The sequence below is a fragment of the Oceanicaulis sp. genome (genome assembly GCF_965284345.1).
Taxonomy (GTDB): Bacteria; Pseudomonadota; Alphaproteobacteria; order Caulobacterales; family Maricaulaceae; genus Oceanicaulis; species Oceanicaulis alexandrii_A.
The window spans coordinates 532,219-555,372 of sequence record NZ_OZ260073.1; the positions used below are offsets into that span (position 1 = coordinate 532,219).

The window sequence follows — 23,154 nt, forward strand, 5'->3', positions numbered from 1 at the left end:
TGAGGAAAGCGCGATTGACCGTGTAGTGAACACTGTTTGCTCTTGGTTTCCGGCGCGGCTGGCGATAGCTTCCCGCCTTCATGAAAGACGCCGTCCTTGATCCGACCCAGACCCGCTCCGCGCCCTTGCGCGTGCTGGTCTCCAGCTATCGCTCAGCGCCCCATGTGGGTGGTCAGGGCGTGTATGTCCGCGCCCTGTCGCGCGCCCTCGCCGATCAGGGCTGCGCCGTGTCGGTGATTTCAGGCCCGCCCTATCCTGATCTTGATCCGGATATCGAGCTGATCACGCTGCCGTCGCTCGATCTGTTCAGCGTCGACAATGCGTTCCTGACGCTCCGGCTCGAAACGCTGCTGGATCGCGCCAACCGAACCGAATGGCTGGCGCATAATACCGGCGCCTTCGCCGAAATGGTCAGCTACGCCTTGCGTCTGGAAGCCTGGGTGGCCGAGCATGGCGACCGGTTTGACGTTGTGCATGACAATCAGACGCTCGCCCTGCCGATGACCGGCGTCGACAGCTATCTGCCGGTGATCACCACCTTGCACCACCCCATCGCCATTGATCGCGATTTCGCCGTGGCGGGGGCGGCGAACTGGTGGCGGCGCGCCCTGACCCGGCGCTGGCATTCCTTTGTGGATCATCAGGCCAAAGCCGCGCGCGCCCTGCCACGCTTTCTGGCGGTGTCGGACGCCGCGCGGCAGTCTTACGCCCAGCGTTGCGGCGTTGATCCCGACCGGGTGCGCGTGGCGTTCAACGGGCTGGATCTGGACAGCTTCAAGCCCGATCCGACAGTGAGCCGTGACGAGGACCATGTTCTGGCGCTCGCCAGCGCGGATGTTCCCATCAAGGGGCTCGACGTGCTGATCGACGCTCTGGCGAAGCTGAAAGGCCGCGGCCGCACGCCGCGCCTGACCGTGATCGGATCCCTGCGCGACGGCCCCACCAAGCGTGCGCTCAAAGACACCGGGCTGATTGACAGCGTGGACTTCGTTTCCGGCCTCAGCCTCGATGAAATCGTGGCGCTTTATCGCAAGGCGACGGTGTTTGTTTCCGCCTCTCGTTTTGAAGGCTTTGGCTTTCCCGCGGCGGAAGCCATGGCCTGCGGCGCGCCGGTGATCGTGTCGCGCGGCGGCGCCTTGCCGGAAGTCGCGGGCGACGCCGGTCTTGTAACCGAGGTGGAGGATGCGGACGGACTGGCGGATGCGCTGGAGCGAGTCCTGTCAGACCCGGCCTTGCGCCAGCAGATGAGCGCCGCGTGCGCGGCTCGCGCGCACAGCGCCTTTCGCTGGGATGAACATGCACGCGCCAGCCTGGACCTTTACGCCCAAGCGCTGGACGAGCGCGGGCGCCTGCCTGACATAACGGAGCTTGCCGCCCAATGATGGTGACGCTGGACCTTGATGCGCTGGACCTCAAAGACGGCCAGCGTGTCCTCGACCTGGGCTGCGGACGCGGCCGGCACAGCCATGCCTTTTACTGGCATGACAAGGCGCTGGACGTGACCATGCTGGATCTCAGCCTGGAAGACCTGAAAGGCGCGATTGACGGATTCTTCGAGCTGCCTCCGCCGCCCCAGAACCCACCCCGCAGCGCGGTGTGGAGCGTGGGCGACGCCGGTCGCCTGCCCTTCGCCGATGACAGCTTTGACGTGGTGATCTGTTCTGAAGTGCTTGAACATCTGCCCGATGTGGACGCGGCGCTTGATGAAATCACTCGTATTGTGAAGCCCGGCGGGCGCTTTGCGTTGTCCGTGCCGCGCTATTGGCCGGAAAAGATCTGCTGGGCGCTGTCTGAAGGCTATCAGAACACGCCGGGCGGCCATGTGCGCATCTTCCGCGATCATGAGCTTCGCGACCGCGTCGCCCGTCGCGGGTACCGCCCCTATAAGCGCCATTGGGCGCACGCCCTGCACGCGCCCTATTGGTGGCTGCGCTGCGCCAAATGGGAGCGCCAGGACGAAAGCCGCTCGGTCAACGCTTTCCGCAAGCTTCTCGAATGGGATTTGATGGAAAAGCCGCGCTTGACGCGCTGGACGGAAGCCGCCTTGAACCCTGTGATGGGCAAGTCCGTCGCGCTCTATTTTCAGAAAGACGCGGCATGAGCCATCGCCCGCAATCCATTGGCGTGGACATCGCCGCCTGCGCGGACCGGATCGAGGATCTGCAATTGCGCGACGGGTCTATTCCGTGGGTTGAGACCGGCGTCTGGGATCCGTGGAATCATGGCGAAAGCGCCATGGCGCTAGCCATCGCAGGCCGGGAAACCGCTACCCATGCGGCCCTTGACGCCCTGGCCGATCGCCAGCACGCCGATGGCTCATGGCTGGGTGAGCTGGGCGCGGGCGTGCCCATGGATCAAGACGGCGAGCGGATCGCGCCGCCAGCCGATCCCGTCACCGCCCATGACACCAATTTCACCGGCTATGCCGCCGTGACCGTCTTACGCAGCGCGCTGGCGCTGGATGAACCACGCCTGATCGCCCGCCACGCCGACATGATCAGCCGCGCGCTCGACTGGGTGATGGACCACCAGACGCCCCATGGCGACGTGGTCTGGCGCAAGCCCGATGAGGGGCAGGCGCTGGAGGCGGTGGATTCGCTGAAAGCGGGCAACGCCTCGCTGTTTAAAAGTCTCGAATGCGGCTTGCGCGTCGCCGACGCCCTGGGGCGCAAACGCAGCGACTGGGCCCAGGCCCGGCGTCAGATCGCCCACGCCTTCACCACCAAGCCGCACCGGTTTGACCGGCTGGGCGAAGACCGCTCTCGCTACGCCATGGACTGGTATTATCCAGTGCTCAGCGGTGTAGTGACGGGGCTGGAAGCCAAGGCGCACCTTCATGCCGGGTGGGACCGGTTCGTGGTCGAGGATCTGGGCTGCCGCTGCGTCACCGAAGAGCCGTGGATCACCGCCGCGGAAACCGCAGAGCTGGCGCTGGCGTGCCTGAGCATCGGCGACACGGTCCGGGCGCAAAACCTTCTGGGCGCTTTGGCGCCGCTGGCGCGTGACGGCGACGGGTACTGGATGGGCTGGCAGTATGAGCTGGGTCAGGTCTGGCCCAAGGAACGTCCCAGCTGGACCGCCGGCGCGGTGATCCTGGCGGCGGACGCGCTCTATGGGCTCAGCGCCGGATCAGATCTGCTGATCCGTCATGCCCGGGCCGACGCCTGGCTTAAAGACGGCGCAGAATCTCGAGCGTATTGACCCGCTCCACCGGTTCGAACAGCCCCGAAGCCACAGCGAGTTTCCAGATTTCGTAAGGCGGACGACCGCCGTCTTCGGGATTGGGGAAGACGTCATGAATGGCGAGCAATCCGCCGCGCGCCACATGCCCCGCCCAAGCCCGGTAATCGGCCAGCGCTGTGTCCATGGCGTGACCGCCATCGATGAACACAAAGCTGAGCGGGCCTGACCAGCTGGCGCCGATCAGTGCCGACGGTCCGACCATCGCGATGACGTCGCGTTCGAGATCAGCCAGCGCCAAAGTCCGGCGCAGGGCCGGCAGCGTGTCCACACGGCCCAGCTCAGCGTCATAAAGCTCAGGATCGTGATAGCCTTCGCCCGGTTGATGTTCTTCAGAGCCGCGATGATGATCGACGGCGAACAGAAGGCGGCCCGCCGCGCGTGCGGCCCGGCCCAGATAGACGCTGGAGCGTCCGCACCAGCTGCCGATTTCAACAAAAGCGCCCGGCGCCTGTTCGGCGGCGATACGGGCATGCCGGGCCAAAGCCTGGCCTTCATCATCAGCGAGGAAGCCCTTGACGGTTTGCGGGTCGAGCGCGTCGCCCGGAATTGATTGGCTCATTAACTTGCAAGACCCAGATTGGAGTGCGCCGCCCAGCGGCGTTGCGCCAGGGCGTCCGCCGCATTGGCGAGGCGGGTTTTCTCGGCGTCGAGCGTCTGCAATGAGGGCTCATGCCCGCTTATCGCGCCATCGTCATCCAGACGGTCTGACACGGCGATGAAGAAGTCTTGCGCCCGGCGAACAGCCCCGAGCGCACTTTCCGCAGAGGCCAGATCCTGGGTCAGGCTGGCCTGCCCCAGCGTATGCTCAGCCCCGGCGATGTCTTCTGCCGCGTCGGCGATCGCGCGCGTCAGGCCGATCAGGCGCCCCAGATCAGAATTGAGCGCTTGGACCATCGCATCGCCTTGCGCGTCCACATAAACGCTGACCGGATCCGCCGCAGCTTCTTCATCGCTGGCGCCATTGATCAGACGGCCGAAAAAGGCGCGCGCCGCAGCGGCGGGGGCGGCGCTCAGCGACCAGCCCTCATCGTCCACCAGCGCGTTCACGGTTTGCGATTGCGTTCTCAGCTGTGTCTCGGCGGCCATGCCGGCCTGAGTGTCAGCGCCCAGCGCAATCGGCTGGCTGGCGCATCCTGAGGACAGGATGCAGGCGCTAAGAACGATACCTAGGCCTAAAGCCCGGACGAACGAGTGCATGCCGAAGCGACCCTTTTTGACGCAGACCGGTTTCCCCTCCGAACCCGGTTCCACACAGTGATAAAACGACATAGTGTCACGGTAAACAGAACTTGAGGGTTAATCGGCTGATTACCGCGCGAAAAATGGACACACTCCGCTCCCACCGCCGGCTGGGCCTGTATCCGCCCACAACGCCGCTGCATACCGGCTTTCTGGACGTCGGACAGGGCCATAGCCTGTATTACGAGGATTGCGGCCGCCCCGACGGGGTGCCCGTGATCACCTTGCATGGCGGTCCGGGCGGCGGCGCCGCCCCCGCCATGCGGCGGTTTTTCGACCCACGCCGGTATCGCATCATCGTGTTTGACCAGCGTGGCTGCGGGCGCTCACGCCCCTATTCCTTGCTGGAGCACAACACGACCGCCCATCTGGTCAATGATATCGAACAATTGCGGTCACATCTGGGCATTCACAAATGGCTGGTGTTCGGCGGCTCCTGGGGGGCGACGCTGGGGCTCGCCTATGCGCGCGCCTGTCCAGACCATGTGCTGGGACTTGTGCTGCGCGGCGTCTTCGCCTGCACCCGAAAAGAGCTCGACTGGTTTTACCGTGACGGCGCCAACCGGCTTTTTCCCGACGCCTGGGCGCGGCTGACCGACCGCCTGACGCCGGCCGAGCGCGAGCGGGTCATCGCCGCCTATTACGAACGCCTGACCTCCGGCGCCAGCCTGGATGAACGCCGCGAGGACGCGCTGGCCTGGTCCAGCTGGGAAAGCGCGCTGATTTCGATGAGCGTCGCGCCCCACCTTGTGAACCCGGACCCGCACCGGTCGGATGCCCTGGCCCGGATCGAAGCGCATTACTTTCACCATGGCGGGTTTCTGGAACGCGACGGGATCTTGCTCGAGGACACCGCCCATCTGGCGGACATTCCCGGCGTCATCGTGCAGGGCCGCTATGACATGGTCACGCCGCCGCGCACCGCCTGGGAATTGTCCAAATCCTGGCCCGGCGTGCAGCTCAACTTTGTCGCCGACGCCGGTCACGCCGCGGGCGAGCCGGGCACGGTGGACGGGTTGGTGCGCGCCACTGACATGTTCGCGCGGCGCTTCGCCTGACCCGCTCGCCCGAGAACCGCACACAAAAAAGCCCCGGTCCATAAGGACCGGGGCTTTGTCGTCTGGCGAAACCGCCGCCTAGTTCAGGAAGGGCAGGTTGAAGCCGAAGGTGCTGGCCAGACCTGTCACGATGATCAGGCCCACAGCGACCGGCGCGAGCCAGCGAATGCTGAAACGCCAATAGGCGAAGAACTTCGACCCTGCATCAGGCAGCTCTTTTTGCATGAGCGCCTTGGAGACCACCCAGCCTGTAAACAGCGCGATCAGGAAACCGCCAAGCGGCAGCAGGATCGTGCCCGACACCTTGTCGAGAATGTCAAAGAACTCTCCGGAGAAGGCCGCTGCGATGCCGAACATGTAGATGATCGCGCCAAAGAACAGCGCCGAGCCCACGCGACCGAAATCGGTATGCTCTTCACCAAAGGCCACAATCACCTGCAAGAGCGAAATCGAGCTGGTCAAAGCCGCGATCAGGGCGAGGAAGAAGAAGGCGCCGCCCACCCATTGGCCACCCGGCATCTGCGCGAACGCAGAGGGCAGGGTCTGGAAGAACAGGCCAGGGCCTGCATCGGGGCTCAGCCCGAAAGCGAACACGAACGGGAAGATCGCCAGACCTGCAATGATGGCCACCATCGTGTCCGCGCCCGCAATGATGACGGCCGATTGCGGCAGGTTGTCATTGCGCGAGAGGTAGGAGCCATAGGTGATCATGATCGCAGAACCGACCCCGATCGAGAAGAAGGCCTGCCCCAGGGCTTCCAAGAATGTCTGGGCTGTGATCTTGGAGAAATCCGGCGCGAACAAATACTGAAGCGCTGCGCCCATATCCGCGGTCAGACCGGCATAGATCACCATGCCCACCAGCATCAGGAAGAAGAGCGGCATCAAGATTGAGACCGTGCGCTCAATGCCTTTGATGACGCCAAAGCACACAATGCCCACCGTCACGATCATGAAGGCCGTATGCCACAAAATGACCGTCCGGGTGTCGCCCACCAGCTGGCCGAAGGCGTCAGAGACCGCCGACGGCTCCATGCCGATCATGCCGCCTGACAGCATCTTGAACACATAGGCGGCGACCCAGCCGGCAACGACGGAATAGAAGCACAAGATCATCACGCCGCCGGCCATGCCGACCCAGCCGGTGATCGACCACATCTCTGACGCGCCGGCGTCAAACGCCATTTTGCGGGTGGATCCCACCGCTGACCGGCGGGCATGACGCCCCACGCTCAGCTCCGCCATCAGGATCGGAAAGGCGATCAACACCACGCAGACCAGATAGATCAGCACGAAGGCCGCGCCGCCGTTTTCGCCTGCCGTGTATGGAAACCGCCAGAAATTCCCCAGTCCGACCGACGAGCCGATCGCCGCCATGAGAAAGCCGAAACGGCTGCTCCAAGTTCCGTGCGCGCTCGCGCCGCCCATCGCCATAGGTGCAGTCTCCTCCCCTCAGCCGCGCCTGAGCGGCGCGCGCTTTAAATTCGTATCCGCCCTGCGGCGCTTTGGCGCGGGAGGTTGGTCGATCCGCGCCTTGCGGTCAAGTTGGGCAATGCGGTGTTAACCAAACAAACCTGCGCCCTTTGGCGGCTCGGTGTCGCGGTGGACGTGAGCGCCCAGGATCAGGCCCAGGCCGATCAGAACCGTCATCATCACCGTGCCGCCATATGAGATCATCGGCAGCGGCACGCCCACCACGGGCAGCATGCCCATGACCATGCCCACATTGATGAAGACATAGAGCGAGAAGGTCGTCGCCACTCCCATCACCACCAGGCGCAGAAACACCGAGCGACACGACGTGGCGATCATCACGCAATTGGCGAGGATCAGCGCATACAGCCCCAGCACCACCAGCCCGCCGATAAAGCCGAACTCTTCACCCAGCATCGTGAAAATGAAATCGGTCTGTTTCTCCGGCAGGAAGTTCAGGTGCGCCTGGGTGCCTTCCATATAGCCCTTGCCGGTCATCCCGCCCGACCCCAGCGCGATCTTGGACTGCAAGATGTGATAGCCCGCGCCCATGGGATCGTCTTCAGGATTGATGAAGGTCATGATCCGCCGACGTTGATAATCCTGCAAACCGTATTGGAAGAAGAACCCGCCGGCGACGCCGCCCAGAACGCCAGACCCGACGATCACCTTCCAGCTCAGACCCGCCAGAAACACGATCGCCACCCCTGTGGCCGCCAGCAAGAGCGAGGTGCCCAGATCTGGCTGTTTGACGATCAGGCCCATGGGCAGGGCGATCATCAAGGCCGGTATGATCAGCCCGCCCAGCGAGGAGACCTTTTCCTCGGGCAGGTCGTGATAATACCGCGCCAGGGCCAGAACCAGGGCGATCTTCATGATTTCAGACGGCTGCATGCGGATCGGGCCGATATCGATCCAGCGCTGCGCGCCCATCGCCGTGGCGCCCATCAGCTCCACCCCGACCAGCAGCACAAGCGCGCCCAGATAGGCCGGATAGGCGAGCCCCATCCAGAAGCGCGGCGGGAACAAAGCGATGACCACCATGATCATCAATCCCACGCCCAGGCGCACCGCATGACGCGAGGCGTAAGGGTTCCACGCGCCGCCTTCCACCGAATACAGCATGCCGACCCCGATCAGGCCGACGAGCAGGATCAACAGGACGAAGGCCCAGTTGATCTCAAACAACTTGCCCCGGAAGCCGCGCGGCGCGGATTGGGTGAAAACGCCCATGCTCTACCCTTCCGTGGTCGGACGCGCCGCCGAAGCGAGCATGTCCGGACGGGCGTTTGAGGGATCGCGGCGCACCAAATCGCGCAAAATGGCTTGGGCGGGTATGGCGGCGCGGGTGCCGCCGCCGCCATGCTCGATCACCACGGTGACCACATAGCGCGGCGCGCTGACCGGCGCGTAAGAGACAAACAGACCGTGATTGCGCAGCCGCCAGGGCAGATCGTCCTGATCGCGCACGCCCGCCGCGCGTTCTTCCGTGGTGATCGAATACACTTGGGACGTGCCGGTCTTGCCCGCCATTTCAAGCCCGTCCAGATCCAGCCCGCGCGTGCCCAGCGGCCAATAGGCGGATCCGCCCGGCTCATTGACCACGCCCGACATGGAGTGTTGGACAAGGGCGAGATGCTCCGCGTTCCAGCCCATGGAGGCGAAGTCTGGAGCGGCGCCGGTCGCACGCGTCAGCGTCGGCGTCACCTGACGCCCTGTCGCAATGCGTGCAGTCATCACCGCCAATTGCAGGGGCGAGGCCAGCAAGGCGCCCTGCCCGATGCCCACATTATAGGTGTCGCCCGTAGTCCAGGGTTCATTGCGGCGCGACCGTTTCCAGGCCGGGCTGGGCACCAGACCCTCAGCGCGACGCGGGAAGGGCAAGCCGATATCGAAATACTGCCCCAGACCGCAGCTCAGCATCATCTCGCGATAGCGCTCGATGCCAAGCCGGTTGGCCATTTCGTAGAAATAGATATCGCAGGACTGCTTGACCGCTTCATGCATATTCATGCGGCCATGGCCCTGGCGCCGCCAGCAGTGGAAATCGCGATTGCCCAGCCGCGTGGAGCCGCCGCAATAAATCGTTTCCTCGGGGTCGGTGACGCCATGCTCCAGCGCCGCCAGAGAAGACATCACCTTCACGGTGGAGGCCGGCGCATAGAGCCCGGTCGTCGCCTTGTTGAACAAGGGGCGGTAAGGGTTGTTGTTGAGGGAGGCGAACGCCTCCGTCCCGATGCCCAGGACAAAGGCGTTTGGGTCAAAGCTGGGCGTAGAGGCCATCACCAGAACCTCGCCGGTGATGACATCCATCCCCACCGCGGCGGCGCTTTGATCGCCCAGCGCTTCCATCGCTGTGCGTTGCGCGCGGGCGTCGAGCGTCAGGGTGACGTCCTGGCCGGGCACGGACGGAATGGATTGTTCGGGGATTTCGCGCATCACCCGGCCGGTGGCGTTCACCTCGACCTTGAGCTGCCCCGCCGAGCCGCGCAAACGGTCTTCATGCTGCAACTCCGCGCCGGTCCGACCGATCCGGAACCCCGGATGCAACAAAAGCGGGTCGTCATTGGCCGCTTCGGGCGGCGCGGCCTGCACATAGCCGGTCACATGGGCAAAGTCATACGGACGCGGATAGGTGCGCACTTCGCCTACATCCGGGGTGATCCCGGGCAAGTCTGGCAAGTGCAGGTTGATTCGCGCAAACGTCTCCCAGTCGAGATCCTCGGCCACGGTGACCGGGGTGAAGCGAGAGGTGCGCGACACGGCGCGCAAAATGCGTTCGATGCGCGTTTCGCTGATCGGCATGTAGCGCGACAAACGCTCCAGCGCCGCGCGCGGATCGCCGGCCTGATCGCGCACGATCATCAACCGGTAGCTTTCGCGATTTTCCGCAATCGCTTCACCAAACCGGTCCAGTAATCGCCCCCGCGCAGGCGGTTGCAGACGGAAATTGAACTGGTTTTGCTCAGATAATAGCCGATAAGCGTCCTGCTCCAGCACCTGCAAGCCGTACATGCGCGCGCTCAAGGCGGCGAAAGCCCCCGCCCCGAGCCCTGACAACAGAAGGGACCGGCGGGTGAACTGGGCTTGGGCTTCCTGCTTGTCGCGACGCATTCGCGCTCTTTCTCAGCCTGGGCTGCCTTAGGAGAAGGTGCTGCGTTCCTTTCGCCGGGCGAACAACCAGGCGAAAATCGGAAACAGAAGGATGGTCAGGATCGCTTCAGTAATCAACGGTCCAGGCGCCACCGGGGCGCCAATGGCGAAGGAGCCCGCCCCCCAGGCCGCGCCGAAAGCCACGACCGCCGTCAAGGTGAACCGCAAGGCCAGAGGGCCGATCTCACCGCCCGCACCATCCGCTTCGCGCAAACGCATGACGCTGAAGGCGACCAGAAACGCAAACGCCCAGACGCCCATGGGCGCCCCCGCCAGCAAATCCTGCAACACGCCGACCAGAAGTAGAACAGGCGGAGCGATAAACCAGGGTTGGCGCACCGACCAGATAAACAGCGCAATTAAGGGAAAGGCCGGAGCGAGATCCGGCCCGCCGCCCAGACGGCTGGGCAAGGCGTGCAAGACCAACGCAACCAGCATGGTGACGATGAACAGCACCAGATCGGTGGTGGCGTTATTGCGTTCGACCGATGGACGCATCAGTTCGCCTCCTCTGGCGTGGAGAGCTCGATAACCGGGTCCGCTTCAGGCGCCTGAACCGGCTCGAACGGCCAGATCCAGATCAGATCAATGGGTGCGGTCCGGCTGAACAACGCCACCCGCCAGCGGCCGTCGCGATCACGCACAGCCTGCCCCACCGGCACGCCGCGCGGCATGACATTGTCATCGCCAGAGGTGACGATGCGGTCGCCTTCCTGGAGGTCCGGCTCTGCGCCCAGATATTCAAGGCGGGGGTATTCAGTGTTGTCGCCCACAAGCAAAGCGCGGGCGTTGGACCGGTCCGCCATCACGGCCACACGCGAGTTGATGTCCGTGAGAAGCAGGATCCGGGTGGAACTGCGCCCCACTTCCACCGTCCGTCCGACAAGGCCGTACACATTCACCGCCGGATAACCGGGGCGCACCCCGTCTTCATGGCCGGCGTCGATCAGGCGCGAGCGGACGAAGGCATTGGAGCGATCCGCCACCGTCCAGGCGCTGATCCGCGCCTCGGCGGCGTCCGCCTGCAGGTTCAGCGCTTCACGATAGCGAGCATTGCGTTCTTGCAAGGACAGGGCGGCGTCGCGCCAGGCCCGCATTTCGGCGGCCTGCATGCGCAGATTACGGTTTTCATCGGCGAGCTCGAACTGGCGCTTCCACCACGGACCGATATTGGCGAGCCCGCGGAACGGGCGAACGCTGAGATCAAGCACAGGCGTCGCCAAATCATTGAAGCCGGCCCGCATGCCCGTCAGGGCTTGCGGTCGGCTTTCAGGCCGGTCGATGTAAATCAGGAAACAGCTGACCAGAATGCAGATGATGAACAAGAGAGGCGAAAACCGCACTCCCTCATCCTGTCTCCGTCTGGAACTCCGCCGTTGAGCCACGCTGGATAGCCTCCCTCGCAGGCTCGCTTACACGCTTAAACCGCTTCCGCCAGAATCGGACGCCACAGGCGCAGATTCTCGACCGCTTTACCGCAGCCTAGAACCACGCAAGACAGCGGCTCGTCCGCCAGGCTGACCGGCAGGCCGGTGCGATCGCGCAGCTCGGTGTCGAGATTACGCAGCAAGGCGCCGCCGCCGGTGAGCACGATGCCCTTGTCGACAATGTCCGCCGCCAGTTCCGGCGGGGTCGCCTCAAGCGCCTGCTTGACCGCTTCCACGATCTGCTCGACCGGCTCTGAGAGCGCGTCGGCGATCATGGCTTCAGTCACGACGATCTCGCGCGGCACGCCGTTCATCAGATCTCGGCCCTTGATGTCCAGCGTCAGGCCTTCGCCTTTTTGCGGCGGGGTGGCCGAACCGATTTCCTTCTTGATCCGCTCACCCGAGGTTTCGCCGATCAGAAGGTTCGCCGAGCGGCGAATATAGTTGATGATGGCTTCGTCCATCTTGTCGCCGCCCACACGGACCGAGCGCGAATAGACGATGCCCGACAGAGACATCACAGCCACTTCGGTGGTGCCGCCGCCAATGTCCACGATCATGGAGCCGGTCGGCTCGTCGATCGGCAGGCCCGCGCCCACAGCCGCAGCCATCGGCTCGTCGATCAGATAGACCTTGCGCGCGCCGGCGCCGACGGCGCTCTCATGAATGGCGCGGCGCTCCACGGCGGTCGCGCCAGACGGCACGCAGATCACCACCTGCGGGCTGACGAAGGTCTGGCGATTATGCACTTTGCGGATGAAGTGCTTGATCATCTCTTCGGCCACGTCGAAATCGGCGATCACGCCGTCACGCATGGGTCGGATGGCTTCCACATTGCCCGGGGTCTTGCCCAGCATCAGCTTGGCTTCCGCGCCGACGGCCTGAACATGCTTGCGGCCCTTGTCCACCTTGTAGGCGACGACAGAGGGCTCATTCAGAACGACGCCGCGGCCTTTGACGTAGACCAATGTGTTCGCCGTCCCCAAATCGATGGCGATATCCGCGGAAAGGAGACCGAACACGCTGGAGAACATTCTCTGCCTCTTTATCTGTCAGGCGCAGCAGGCGAGTCGCCGCGCTAGGGCAAGGGTTATGACTCCTTGTGCGATGGTGCGTCACTGATTGCAAGCCGCTCGCCCGCCTCAGCCTCAGTGTTCTCTGAGTCTTCCACGGGATTTTTTAACTCTGTTTCAGGCCCGCGCAGCCAGCGCCGCGCGAGCAGCATGAATACGATCCAGAGGGCCGCAATCCCAACCAGGGCAAGGATTGCGAGCCATCCGCCCCCCGACAGCAGCGCCATCAATCCGCCGCCAGCGAACACCACAAGCGCGGTTTTGGGCAACACGCCGATGGCCAATCCGCCGATGAAGGCAAAATAACTCATGTGCGAAACACCGGCCGCCATATTGACCACGATGAAGGGGGCGCTCGGAACGATTCGCACGATCATGGAGGCGAAAAACCCGTTCCGCCCCACAAACTCCGAAATTCGATTGACCGTTTGCCCGCCATAGCGGCGCACCGCGTCCGCACCAGCGATCCGTCCGGCGTAAAACGTCACGGTCGCAGACACGAGGGTCGCCACCCACGAATATAAAAATCCCTGCACCGGACCGAAGGCGAACACCGCCGCCCCGATCAGCGCAAATTGCGGCGCGCCGACAAACGCCAACACCGTGAAGATCAGAATCGTCGCCGGCAGCGCGTACCATTGGTCCGCCGCGCTCTCAAACCAGGTCCCGATCTGGCCCGGCTCGATGTCCAGGACGAACTTGCCTGTCAGGAAAATCGCCAGAACCAACGCGAACAACGCCAGCGAAATGTAGACCGCGCGGGCGGCGCGGGCGTCCATGCGGGTGAAAAAGCGAACAAGCGGGTTCATGGCGGTCATATCCGGAAAAGTGTCAACGCGGCTGAACGATCGCCATCCAGCGCGGAGCGGCGGTACGCATACGCTTTTTTACACCGCTGGCAATCGGTTGGCGCAATCAATTCGGTTAAGGCCTTCAGTCTCCAAAGGCTGACGCGCGGCGGATCAGTCGCCCAGTGTCTTCCAGCTCATGCTCCGCGGCTTTGGCCCTCATGGCTTTCAGCCCGGCCCTGTCCTGTTCATAGTCCGCCACCCAGCGCTTGGCGAAACCGCCCGCGGTGACATCCTTGACGATGGCTTCAAACACCGGGCGCACCGCGTCGCGGATCGGGCCTTCCACTTCATGCGCGCCGAACTCGGCGGTGTCTGAAATGGCTTCATACATGCCGGCGATGCCGCGGCTCTGGATCAGATCGGCGATGTATTTGAGCTCGTGGACGGTGTCGATATAGGCCATGACCGGACTGATTCCGGCGGCGACCAGCTGTTCATAGCCTTCGCGCGCCAGGGCGCACATACCGCCCACCAGCACCGCCTGTTCGCCCAGAATATCAGCCAGCGCCTCCTCGCCGAAGGTCGTGGAATACACCCCGGCCCGGCCGCATCCCAGCCCGCCCAGATAGGCTTTCGCCCGCGCCTCCGCCTGACCGGTATAATCCTGGTGCACCGCCCAGAACCCGATCAGGGAGCCGCCCTTTTCAAAGCTTGATCGCACCGCGCCGCCCGGCCCTTTGGCCGCAGCCAGTACGACGTCAATGTCGGCAGGCGGTTCTATCACCTTGTATTCAATGGAAAAACCGTGGCAGAGCAGCAAGGTCAGGCCGGGCCGGTAATGGGGCGCGATATGCTCGCGCCAGATCTCGCCATGCGCTTCATCCGCCGCCAGCAACGACAGCATGTCCGCGCGCCGTGCGGCCTCCGCCATGGACACCACTTCAAACCCGTCCGCTTCTGCCTTGGCGCGTGAGGGCGACCCGTCTCGCAACGCGATCAGAATGGAGCGCGCGCCCATATCGCGCAGATTGAGCGCATGGGACCGGCCATGATTGCCGTAGCCGATAAGGGCGAGGGTCTCGCTCTCAAGCGCGCTGAGATCGAGATCAGCCTGATATAACGGTTCAGCCATCACGCGGCTCCGAAAAAGGGTTTGAGAAGAATGTCGTCCAGTTCCGCGCGCGCGGTGACTGGATCCAGGGATTGAACGCGCGTCCAGTCGGGGTGCTGGTTGGAAAACCAGGTGAACTGGCGCTTGGCGTAGCGGCGGGTGTCGCGCTTGGCCAGATCAATGGCCTCATCAAGCTCCATCCGCCCCTGAACATGGGCGATCAGCGGCGGCAGCCCCACCGCCTTCATGGCGGGCAGGTCCGGCGACAGGCGGCGCTCGGCGATGGCGCGCGCTTCTTCCAACGCGCCATGGGCCACCATCTGGTCAAAGCGCGCCTCGATCCGCGCGTAGAGCGCCTCGCGATCCGGCGCGATCACCACGCCCAAACAGCGCTTCGGATCAATCAGGGGGCGTGTCTCGGCCTGAATGTCCGATAGCGGACGCCCGGCGGCGCGCGCCACCGCGATCAACCGCATCAGGCGTTGCCGGTCGCCCGCCTCGATGCGGGCCGCACCGACCGGGTCCAGAGCGTCCGCCTCGGCGCGCAAAGCTTCCACTCCGCCGCGCTCATAGAGCGCCGCAACCTCGCCGCTGATCGCTTGGGGCACCTCCGGCGTCGGCGCCAGCCCCTCCACCAACGCTTTGAAATACAGCCCCGTCCCGCCGACGAAGACCACGCGCTTGCCGCGCCCGGTGATGTCACGGACCGCAGCGATCGCCAGCTTCGCCCACGCCCCGACCGAGCAGCGCTCTGAAGGGTCCATCACACCGAACAGATGATGCGGCGTCCCCGCCATCTCATGGGGTTCGGGGCGCGCGGTGATCACACTCAGCCCGTCATAGACCTGCATGGAATCCGCGTTGATCACTTCGCCATCCAGCGCCCGTGCGGCGTGCAGCGAGAGCGCGCTTTTTCCAGACGCGGTCGGGCCGGCCAGCAGCAGGATGTCGGGCGTGACGGCCATCAACGCGCTCTAGCTGCGCAAGGTTTCAAGCACGTACTGACCCTGGCGGTTCAGACTGAACAATATGGGCGCGCCATCGGCGCCGGCCCGGGCGATCAGGTCACGCGCCTGATCAAGACTCTCAACCGGTGTCCAGGCGATTTCTTCCACCACGTCGCCGGGGCGGACCTTGCCAGCCGCATCGCTATCAGGGTCCACCGCCGTCACCACCAGCCCGCTGGCGTCCGCATTGATGCGGTAGCGGCGACGCAGGGCATCCGTGATGGGCTCAAGCGTCATGCCGAACAGATCGCCATTGAGGACGTCGCCTCGGCCATCGCCGTCTTCATCAAGCTCTGCGCCCACGGGCGGGGTGGGCCGGCTTTCTTCCTCAAGGCGCTCAACCTCCAGCGCCAGGGTCAGGGATTCGCCACGGCGAAACACTTCCACATCCACGCGTGAGCCGGGCGCTGTTTCTGCGACGATGCGCGGCAGCACCCGGTCATCTGCCACAGGGCGGCCATTGAACGCCAGGATCACATCACCGGTCTCAAGCCCGCTATTCGCGGCGGGGCCGTCAGGATCGATGCGGGTCAGAACGGCGCCGCGCGGCGTGTTCAGCCCCATGGCTTCAGCCATGTCACGGGTGACTTCCAGAACGTTGACGCCGATCCAGCCCCGGCGGGTCTCGCCATATTCGATCAGCTGGTTGATCACCGGCTCAGCGATGGCGCTCGGCACGGAAAAGGAAATGCCCACCGATGTGCCGGTGGGCGAGAAGATCGCCGTGTTCACACCGATCACATCGCCGTCCATGTTGAACAGCGGACCGCCGGAATTGCCCCGATTGATCGCCACATCGGTCTGCAGGTAATCGTCATAGCGACCGCCGATCTCGCGACCGCGCGCGCTGATCACGCCGGCGGTCAAAGAGCCGCCCAGGCCGAACGGGTTGCCGATGGCGACCACCCATTCGCCCACGCGCGCCGCTTCGCTATCGCCAAAAGCCACGACGGGCAAAGGTGTTTCTGATTGCACGCGCAGTACCGCGATGTCGGTCGCCGGGTCGCTGCCGACAAGCGTTGCGGAGAGGATGCGGCCGTTTTGCAAAACGACTTCCACCTCATCCGCGCCGTCGATGACATGGTGGTTGGTGATCACCACGCCGTCCGCGTTGATGATGAAGCCCGAGCCGAGCGAGCGCTGCATGCGCAGGCGATTGCCCGACAGATCATTATAGCGTTCCAGCGGGGTGCCTGGCGCAAACAGGGGCGAGCCGTCTTCATCGCCGACCCGCTGGGCGGTGGCGATATTGACCACGGCGGGGCTCAGCCGGTCATTGAGATCGGCGAAGCCCTCATTGGGCTGGGCTGCGGCCTGTGCGGCGCACGCCGCCATGAGGGCCAGAGCAAAGATCACAGCGCCAAGCACGCGCATCGGCATTCCCCGTTGTCTGTTTGGTCTTTCAATCAGGCCAAGAGTCTTAACGGCGCCGCCCCGGCCCCGCCAAGCGCTGACCTGTGTTTGAGGGCTAAAAAGTGAAACGGCCGGGCGTTTTGCGCCCGGCCGTTCCTGTTTCTGAGCTCAGAATGGCGGTTAACGGCCGTCCTGGGATCCGAAATAGTCAAAGAAAGCGCTGTCCGGCCCCATCACGATGGGGGTGCCTTCACGCAGCGCCGTCTCATAGGCGATCATGGACCGGTAAAAGCGGAAGAATTCCGCGTCCTGACCATAAGCCGCCGCATAGATGGCGTTCCGCTGGGCGTCGCCTTCACCGCGAATACGGTCGGCGTCAGCGCGCGCATTCGCGAGAATCACCGTCGCTTCACGATCCGCAGACGCCCGGATTTCACGCGCGCGTTCTTCACCTTCAGCGCGGATGCGAGCTGCTTCCTGCTGACGTTCGGACCGCATGCGAAGGAACACCCGCTCCTCAACCTCGTTGGGAAGATCGGCGCGCAGGATGCGCACATCGATCACCTCAAGGCCCAGATCGGCGCGGGTCACAGCGGCGTCCACCGCACGCTCCACCCGGTCCATCAACTCGGCGCGCTGGCCGGAGATGACGTCCTGAGACGGGATCGAGCCGACCACGGCGCGCAGCGCGTCTTCCATGATCGAGCCCAGACGGGCCTCGGCGCCGTTCTCATTGCGCAAGGTCTGATAGTAACGCAGCGGATTGACGATCCGGTAGCGCAGGAAGGCGTCCACTTCGAGACGTTCCTGGTCGCCGGCCTGCAGCTGTTGCGGACGCATGTCGAACTCGACATTGCGGCGGTCAAACAGCAAGACCTCTTCCCAGGGCAGTTTGAAGTGCAACCCGGCTTCGTCATCGCCGATATCGTTGATGACGCGAACCGGATCACCGAAACGCAGCACCAGTGCGGAGCGTGTTTCACTGACGGTGTAGGTCGCGGTCGCAGCAGCGATCAAAAGACCGCCCAGAATGACCACGAGGGCGATTGTGAGAAATCTCATGACTTAACCTCCCTGCCCAGAACCGGCGGCGCGATTGACGTCGCCTCGGTTGCGGCCCAACTGGTCGAGCGGCAGATACGGAACCGCCCCGTTCGCGGCGCCGTCCTGATCAAGAATGATCAGGTCAGACCGGCCCAGAACCTGTTCCAGCGTCTCGATATACATCCGTTCACGCGTCACGTCCGGAGCCTGGACGTATTCAGCGTAGATCGAGTTGAAGCGATCGGCCTGACCTTGAGCTTCGGCGACCACCTGATCGCGATACCCGCGCGATTCCTCCAGAAGACGGACGGCGTCGCCGCGCGCTTCCGGGACAATCTGGTTGGCGTAAGCCGTCGCTTGCAGCGCGTTGGCCTCAGCATCCTGGTCTGCGCTGATCACGTCCTGGAAGGCCGCGATCACCTCTTCCGGCGGCGCGGATTCCTGCAATTGCAGACCCACGAGCTGAATGCCGGATTCATAGAGGTTCAGGGTTTCCTGGATGATCTCTTCCGCGCGTTGAGCCACCTCGCCCCGGCCCGTGCCGATGATCGGCTGCAGGTCGGAGGTGCCCACGACTTCACGCATGGCGCTTTCCGCCACCGCGCGAACCATGGAGGCCTGATCCCGGACGTTGAAGACGAAGTCGCGAACCTGGGTCGGATCGACTTGCCACTGAACGGTGAAGGACAGGTCCACGATGTTTTCATCGCGGGTGACCATCAGCGCTTCTTGCGGCGTCGAGCCAATCGTAACGGACCGGATCTCGGTGACGTTGACGGTTTCAACCGTCTCGATCGGATAGGGCAGCTTGATGCGAAGACCGGCGCCGGTCGTGCGCACGTATTCGCCAAAGCGTTGCACCACGCCCGCTTCACCCGGGCCCACCTGATAGACAGAGGCTGCGGTGATGACGCCGATGGCGATCAGACCCGCCACCACGCCGACCAGGCCGCCGCCTGAGCCGCCTTTGCCAGAGCCGCCACGGCCACCGCCGCGCGGCCCTTTGCCGCCGAGCCATTGCTGGAACCGGCGCACCAATTCCTCAAGGTCAGGCTCTTGACCCCCGCCGGACGGGCCGCGGCCCGGCCCGTTGGGGCCGCGGCCCCAGGGGTTGTTGTTATTGTTATTCTGACCGCCGCCGCCGGAGCCCCATGGGCCGCCGCCGCCTGCATTGTCGTTCCAGGGCATGTATCTCCCCGCTGGTTAAGTGGATTTCTAGGGTCTTATGTATGCCAATATGTGGCGGGTCACACGCTCCGGTTCAAGTAAAACCGGTATCAGAGTGCTGCGCTAAACCGCCGCCTTGCGATCGAGCACCCTGAGGGTGAACCCCGCATCGTCATGTTCAGACGCCTCGACCCGGTCAGCGCTGATTTCACGCCAGTCCGCTTCATCAAGGGTCGGAAAGTGCGCGTCGCCTTCGGGCTCAAGGTCGACCTCGGTCAGGTATACTCGGTCGACTTTCGGCAAAAGATCCGCGTAAAGCTGCGCGCCGCCGATCAGGCAGACCTCATCAGTTCCCGCATCCACAGCCGCGGCGCGCGCTTCATCCAGACAGGCCTCGACATCGGCGAACACATACGCGCCCGCCGCCGCTGTCATCGACCGGCTGATCACGAAATTCGCCCGCCCCGGCAAGGGCTTGCGCGGCAGGCTGTCCCAGGTTTTGCGCCCCATCACCACCGGCTTGCCCAAGGTCACTTGCTTGAAACGCTTGAGGTCGGACGGAATACGCCAGGGCAGATCGCCGTCTCGGCCAATCACGCCGTTCCTGGCGACCGCAACGACAATGGCGAGCTTGGCGTGGGTCATCACTTACACCGCCACCGGCGCAGAAATGCGCGCATGGGGATCATAGCCCTCGATCGTGATGTCTTCGTACTCGAACGCGAACAGATCGGTCACGTCCGGGTTGAGCGTCAGCGTCGGCAAGGCGCGCGGCGTGCGCGAGAGCTGTTCGCGCACCTGGTCGAAATGATTGGAATAGATGTGCGCGTCGCCGAATGTGTGCACGTATTCGCCCGGCTCATAGCCGGTGGCCTGCGCCACCATGGCCAGCAGCAGCGCATAGCTGGCGATATTGAACGGCACCCCGAGGAACATGTCCGCGCTGCGCTGATAGAGCTGCAGGTGCAACCGCCCGCCCAGGACCTTGAACTGGAACAGCGTATGGCAGGGCGGCAGCGCCATGGAGGGCACGTCGGCGGGGTTCCAGGCGCTGATCACATGACGGCGGCTGTCCGGGCTTGCCTTGATCTGGTCGATCAGGGCCGCCAGCTGGTCGATCTCTTCACCGTTCGGGCCTTCCCAGCGACGCCATTGCTTGCCGTAGACGGGGCCGAGTTCGCCGTTCTCGTCCGCCCATTCATCCCAGATGCTGACGCCGCGCTCTTGCAGCCATTTGACGTTGGTGATGCCCTTGATGAACCACAAAAGCTCCACCGCGATGGATTTGAAATGGACTTTCTTGGTGGTCAGCAGCGGAAAACCGTCGCTGAGATCACACCGGATCTGCCGCCCGAATACGCCGCGCGTGCCGGTGCCGGTGCGGTCGCTCTGATCCTCGCCGGTCTCCATGATCTCGTGCAGCAGATCGAGATAGGCGCGCTCGATGGGAGAGCCGATCATCGGCGTCGGAGTTTCGGCAAGCGCCATGGCGGCCTCCTGAGATGCAATTCCAGTCAGAGTGTAACCCGGCTGCCGATTCGGGAAAGGCCAGCGGCGCATCCGCCGCCCGGTCTTGCGCGGATAAACCGCATCTGTTTCGCATCTCCAGACACTTGCATATGAACCGGTCAGGGCCGATCTCAACGCCATGACCCAGAGCGCTCCCGCCTCCGCCCTCACCCTGTCACTGTCCGGCCTGACCTGCGCGGGCTGTGTGCGAAAGGTGGAGACGGCGCTCTCCAAGACCCAAGGCGTGCAGCATGCGAGCGTGAACTTCGCCACCTCCCGCGCTCAGGTGACGGGCGAAAACCTTGATGAAGCCACGCTGATCTCTGCAGTCGAGGGCGTCGGTTTTGAGGCCGAACGCTATGACCCGGCGCCCGATCGCGCCGCCCGTGAGGAAGCCGACAAAGCGCGCGAGCGCGCCGATCTCAAACGCCAGCTGATCCTGGCGGCCGTTCTGACCTTGCCGGTCTTCGTGCTGGAAATGGGCGGGCATATGATCCCGGGGTTCCATCATTTCATCATGAACACGCTGGGTCAGACGCTGAGCGGGTCGATCCAGTTCGTCCTGACAACCCTGGTCCTCGCCTTCCCCGGTCGGCGCTTCTTCACGCTGGGCGGCAAGGCCCTGTTCCGGCTCGCCCCGGAGATGAATGCGCTGGTGGCCTTGGGCGCAGGCGCGGCCTGGGCTTATTCAACGCTGGTCTTGCTGGCGCCGGAGCTGTTCCCGGTTGAGGCGCGCCACATCTATTTTGAAGCCGCCGCGATGATCACCACCCTGATCCTGGCGGGCCGCTATATGGAAGCGCGCGCCAAGGGCCGCACCAGCGCCGCCATCCGCAAGCTGATCGGACTGCGCCCGCAAACCGCGCGGGTGGAGCGGAACGGTGAGATCGTCGAGCGGGCGCTGGAGGCGATCATCCCCGGCGATCAGGTTCATGTGCGCCCTGGCGAACGCCTGCCCGTGGACGGCGTGGTGGCGGACGGCCAATCCTATGTGGATGAATCCATGCTGACGGGCGAGCCGGTACCGGTGCTCAAATCAGAAGGGGACGCCGTGGTCGGCGGCTCGATGAACACAAATGGCGCGCTGACGATCCGTACCGAGCGCACAGGCGCAGACACAGTACTCAGCCAGATCATCGCCATGGTCGAACACGCCCAGGGCGCCAAACTGCCGATCCAGTCCCTGGTGGACCGGGTGACGGGGGTTTTCGTGCCCGCCGTGATCGCCATCGCTCTGATCACCTTTTTCACCTGGCTGATGTTCGCCCCGGATGCAGGGGTGAGCGAGGCGCTGGTGAAAGCCGTCGCCGTGCTGATCATCGCCTGCCCGTGCGCCATGGGGCTGGCGACGCCCACCTCGATCATGGTCGGCGCCGGCCGCGGCGCCGAGCTGGGCGTCTTGTTTCGACATGGCGAGGCGCTGCAAGGCCTTTCGGGCATTCGCGTCGCCGCCTTTGACAAGACCGGCACCCTGACTGAGGGCCGCCCGACGCTGACGACAATCCAGGCCACAGGCGATGTGAGCGAAGAGGGCGCCCTCGCCCTCGCCGCAGCGCTTGAACACAACAGCGAGCACCCGATCGCACGCGCCGTGCTCAAAGCCGCCGAAGAGCGTACGATCGCCCTGCCTGCGCTGAAAGACTGGCGCGCGGAAACCGGGTTCGGCGTGACGGCCAATCTGGACGATCAAAGCGTCGCGCTGGGCTCCAAACGCTATATGAAACGGCTCGGCGTGGATCTCGATCCGCTCGCGACCGCCATCAAGGAACTCGATGAGTCCGGCGTCACATTGATCATCCTCGCGCGGGACGCCCAAGTTCAAGCTGTCTTCGGCGTCTCAGACCCGATCCGGCCCGGCGCCTTCGCGGCGCTCGACGCCTTGCGCCGCCAGGGCGTGAAAATCGCGATGATCACAGGCGATGGCGATGCGCCGGCGCATGCGGTCGGACGGGCGCTCGGGATTGACGATATCCGAGCCGAAACGCCGCCCGATGAAAAATACCAAGCCGTCGCGTCCTTGCGCAAAGCCTATGGCCCGGTCGCCTTTATCGGTGACGGCGTCAATGACGCCGCCGCCCTCGCCGAAGCCGATGTGGGCGTCGCCATGGGTTCAGGCTCTGACATCGCGGTGGAAAGCGCGGACGTGGTCCTGATGCGCGATGATCCCGCCATAGTCGCTGCAGCTCTGGGTCTCAGCCGGGCGACCTTGAACAACATCAAACAGAACCTGGTCTGGGCGTTCGGCTATAATGCACTGCTGATCCCGGTGGCGGCAGGCGTGTTCACCCCTGTCTTCGGGTGGTCGCTGTCGCCGATCTTCGCCGCCGCCGCCATGGCCGCCTCCAGCGTCTGCGTTCTGAGCAACGCCCTCAGGCTCCGCGGTTTCAAGGGCTGACTCGGCCCTCGCACCTGACATCCCGCTATACAGCCCCCACCGGTGTGATCGGCTCCACACGGCGCTCATCGCAGGCTTTTTCTAATTGAATCTCCAAGTCTTTTTCAATTT

At 64.1% G+C, this 23,154-nt stretch carries 21 protein-coding genes; 5 read left to right on the forward strand and 16 right to left on the reverse strand.

The genetic code is table 11. From position 1 onward, the window contains the following. Positions 1 to 80: 80 nt before the first annotated feature. From ACQ66J_RS02750 to ACQ66J_RS02760, 3 genes are read left to right on the forward strand one after another with little or no spacing between them, the layout of a single operon-like run. Positions 81 to 1,382: a glycosyltransferase family 4 protein gene (locus ACQ66J_RS02750; RefSeq protein WP_430430395.1), complete on the forward strand. Its 1,302-nt coding sequence runs from the start codon at positions 81 to 83 to the stop codon at positions 1,380 to 1,382. Beyond that, positions 1,379 to 2,101 (forward strand): class I SAM-dependent methyltransferase, encoded by a 723-nt coding sequence (locus ACQ66J_RS02755; protein ID WP_430430396.1) that lies wholly within the window; start codon positions 1,379 to 1,381, stop codon positions 2,099 to 2,101. Before ACQ66J_RS02750 ends, ACQ66J_RS02755 begins: the two co-directional genes overlap by 4 nt. Then, positions 2,098 to 3,201, forward strand: a complete 1,104-nt coding sequence (locus ACQ66J_RS02760; RefSeq protein WP_430430397.1) for a hypothetical protein — start codon at positions 2,098 to 2,100, stop codon at positions 3,199 to 3,201. Before ACQ66J_RS02755 ends, ACQ66J_RS02760 begins: the two co-directional genes overlap by 4 nt. Here ACQ66J_RS02760 and ACQ66J_RS02765 read toward each other — a convergent pair. Together ACQ66J_RS02765 and ACQ66J_RS02770 are read right to left on the reverse strand one after the other, a co-directional pair. Next, positions 3,170 to 3,802 (reverse strand): class I SAM-dependent methyltransferase, encoded by a 633-nt coding sequence (locus ACQ66J_RS02765; RefSeq protein WP_430430398.1) that lies wholly within the window; start codon positions 3,800 to 3,802, stop codon positions 3,170 to 3,172. The two genes, ACQ66J_RS02760 and ACQ66J_RS02765, sit on opposite strands and share 32 nt — an antisense overlap. After that, complete coding sequence (locus tag ACQ66J_RS02770; protein ID WP_430430399.1) at positions 3,802 to 4,440, reverse strand: hypothetical protein; 639 nt, start codon at positions 4,438 to 4,440, stop codon at positions 3,802 to 3,804. Before ACQ66J_RS02770 ends, ACQ66J_RS02765 begins: the two co-directional genes overlap by 1 nt. A gap of 125 nt (positions 4,441 to 4,565) precedes the next feature. On the opposite strand from ACQ66J_RS02770, the gene pip reads away from it, so the two are divergent. Beyond that, the gene (pip, locus tag ACQ66J_RS02775) at positions 4,566 to 5,540 is read left to right on the forward strand and encodes a prolyl aminopeptidase (RefSeq protein ID WP_430430400.1); all 975 of its coding nucleotides are present in this window, start codon (positions 4,566 to 4,568) and stop codon (positions 5,538 to 5,540) included. 78 nt (positions 5,541 to 5,618) lie between these two features. Here pip and ACQ66J_RS02780 read toward each other — a convergent pair whose 3' ends face one another. The 14 genes from ACQ66J_RS02780 to ACQ66J_RS02845 form a co-directional block, all read right to left on the reverse strand. Further along, positions 5,619 to 6,974 carry a sodium-dependent transporter gene (locus ACQ66J_RS02780; protein ID WP_375548591.1) on the reverse strand — a complete coding sequence of 452 codons (1,356 nt, stop codon included), beginning with the start codon at positions 6,972 to 6,974 and terminating at the stop codon, positions 5,619 to 5,621. 126 nt (positions 6,975 to 7,100) lie between these two features. Beyond that, positions 7,101 to 8,246, reverse strand: coding sequence for a rod shape-determining protein RodA (gene rodA, locus ACQ66J_RS02785; protein ID WP_430430401.1), 1,146 nt, complete (start codon positions 8,244 to 8,246; stop codon positions 7,101 to 7,103). Positions 8,247 to 8,249: 3 nt separating this feature from the next. Further along, entirely contained in the window at positions 8,250 to 10,127 is a 1,878-nt protein-coding gene (gene mrdA / locus ACQ66J_RS02790; protein ID WP_375548589.1) for a penicillin-binding protein 2, read from the reverse strand. A 27-nt stretch (positions 10,128 to 10,154) separates the two neighbouring features. Further along, positions 10,155 to 10,664 carry a hypothetical protein gene (locus tag ACQ66J_RS02795; protein WP_430430402.1) on the reverse strand — a complete coding sequence of 170 codons (510 nt, stop codon included), beginning with the start codon at positions 10,662 to 10,664 and terminating at the stop codon, positions 10,155 to 10,157. Next, complete coding sequence (gene mreC, locus ACQ66J_RS02800) at positions 10,664 to 11,509, reverse strand: rod shape-determining protein MreC (protein ID WP_375548587.1); 846 nt, start codon at positions 11,507 to 11,509, stop codon at positions 10,664 to 10,666. The genes ACQ66J_RS02795 and mreC overlap by 1 nt, the downstream gene beginning before the upstream one ends. A gap of 77 nt (positions 11,510 to 11,586) precedes the next feature. After that, the gene (locus ACQ66J_RS02805) at positions 11,587 to 12,627 is read right to left on the reverse strand and encodes a rod shape-determining protein (protein WP_009801441.1); all 1,041 of its coding nucleotides are present in this window, start codon (positions 12,625 to 12,627) and stop codon (positions 11,587 to 11,589) included. 56 nt (positions 12,628 to 12,683) lie between these two features. Further along, a complete protein-coding gene (locus ACQ66J_RS02810; RefSeq protein WP_375548586.1) occupies positions 12,684 to 13,475 on the reverse strand; it encodes a TVP38/TMEM64 family protein in 792 nt (263 codons plus the stop codon). 124 nt (positions 13,476 to 13,599) lie between these two features. Further along, a complete protein-coding gene (gene ilvC, locus ACQ66J_RS02815; RefSeq protein WP_430430403.1) occupies positions 13,600 to 14,589 on the reverse strand; it encodes a ketol-acid reductoisomerase in 990 nt (329 codons plus the stop codon). Beyond that, entirely contained in the window at positions 14,589 to 15,533 is a 945-nt protein-coding gene (miaA, locus tag ACQ66J_RS02820) for a tRNA (adenosine(37)-N6)-dimethylallyltransferase MiaA (protein ID WP_430430404.1), read from the reverse strand. Before miaA ends, ilvC begins: the two co-directional genes overlap by 1 nt. 9 nt (positions 15,534 to 15,542) lie before the next feature. Next, on the reverse strand, positions 15,543 to 16,949 hold the full coding sequence (locus tag ACQ66J_RS02825) for a Do family serine endopeptidase (protein WP_430430405.1): 1,407 nt from the start codon (positions 16,947 to 16,949) through the stop codon (positions 15,543 to 15,545). 159 nt (positions 16,950 to 17,108) lie between these two features. Further along, complete coding sequence (gene hflC, locus ACQ66J_RS02830) at positions 17,109 to 17,990, reverse strand: protease modulator HflC (RefSeq protein ID WP_375548583.1); 882 nt, start codon at positions 17,988 to 17,990, stop codon at positions 17,109 to 17,111. Positions 17,991 to 17,993: 3 nt separating this feature from the next. Further along, positions 17,994 to 19,160 carry an FtsH protease activity modulator HflK gene (gene hflK / locus ACQ66J_RS02835; RefSeq protein ID WP_430430406.1) on the reverse strand — a complete coding sequence of 389 codons (1,167 nt, stop codon included), beginning with the start codon at positions 19,158 to 19,160 and terminating at the stop codon, positions 17,994 to 17,996. A gap of 102 nt (positions 19,161 to 19,262) precedes the next feature. Continuing rightward, entirely contained in the window at positions 19,263 to 19,784 is a 522-nt protein-coding gene (locus ACQ66J_RS02840; RefSeq protein ID WP_375548581.1) for a dihydrofolate reductase, read from the reverse strand. Positions 19,785 to 19,787: 3 nt separating this feature from the next. Next, positions 19,788 to 20,600, reverse strand: a complete 813-nt coding sequence (locus ACQ66J_RS02845; RefSeq protein WP_430432222.1) for a thymidylate synthase — start codon at positions 20,598 to 20,600, stop codon at positions 19,788 to 19,790. A 187-nt stretch (positions 20,601 to 20,787) separates the two neighbouring features. Here ACQ66J_RS02845 and ACQ66J_RS02850 point away from each other — a divergent pair, with 187 nt between their 5' ends. After that, positions 20,788 to 23,043 carry a heavy metal translocating P-type ATPase gene (locus ACQ66J_RS02850; RefSeq protein WP_430430407.1) on the forward strand — a complete coding sequence of 752 codons (2,256 nt, stop codon included), beginning with the start codon at positions 20,788 to 20,790 and terminating at the stop codon, positions 23,041 to 23,043. The last annotated feature ends 111 nt before the right edge of the window (positions 23,044 to 23,154 follow it).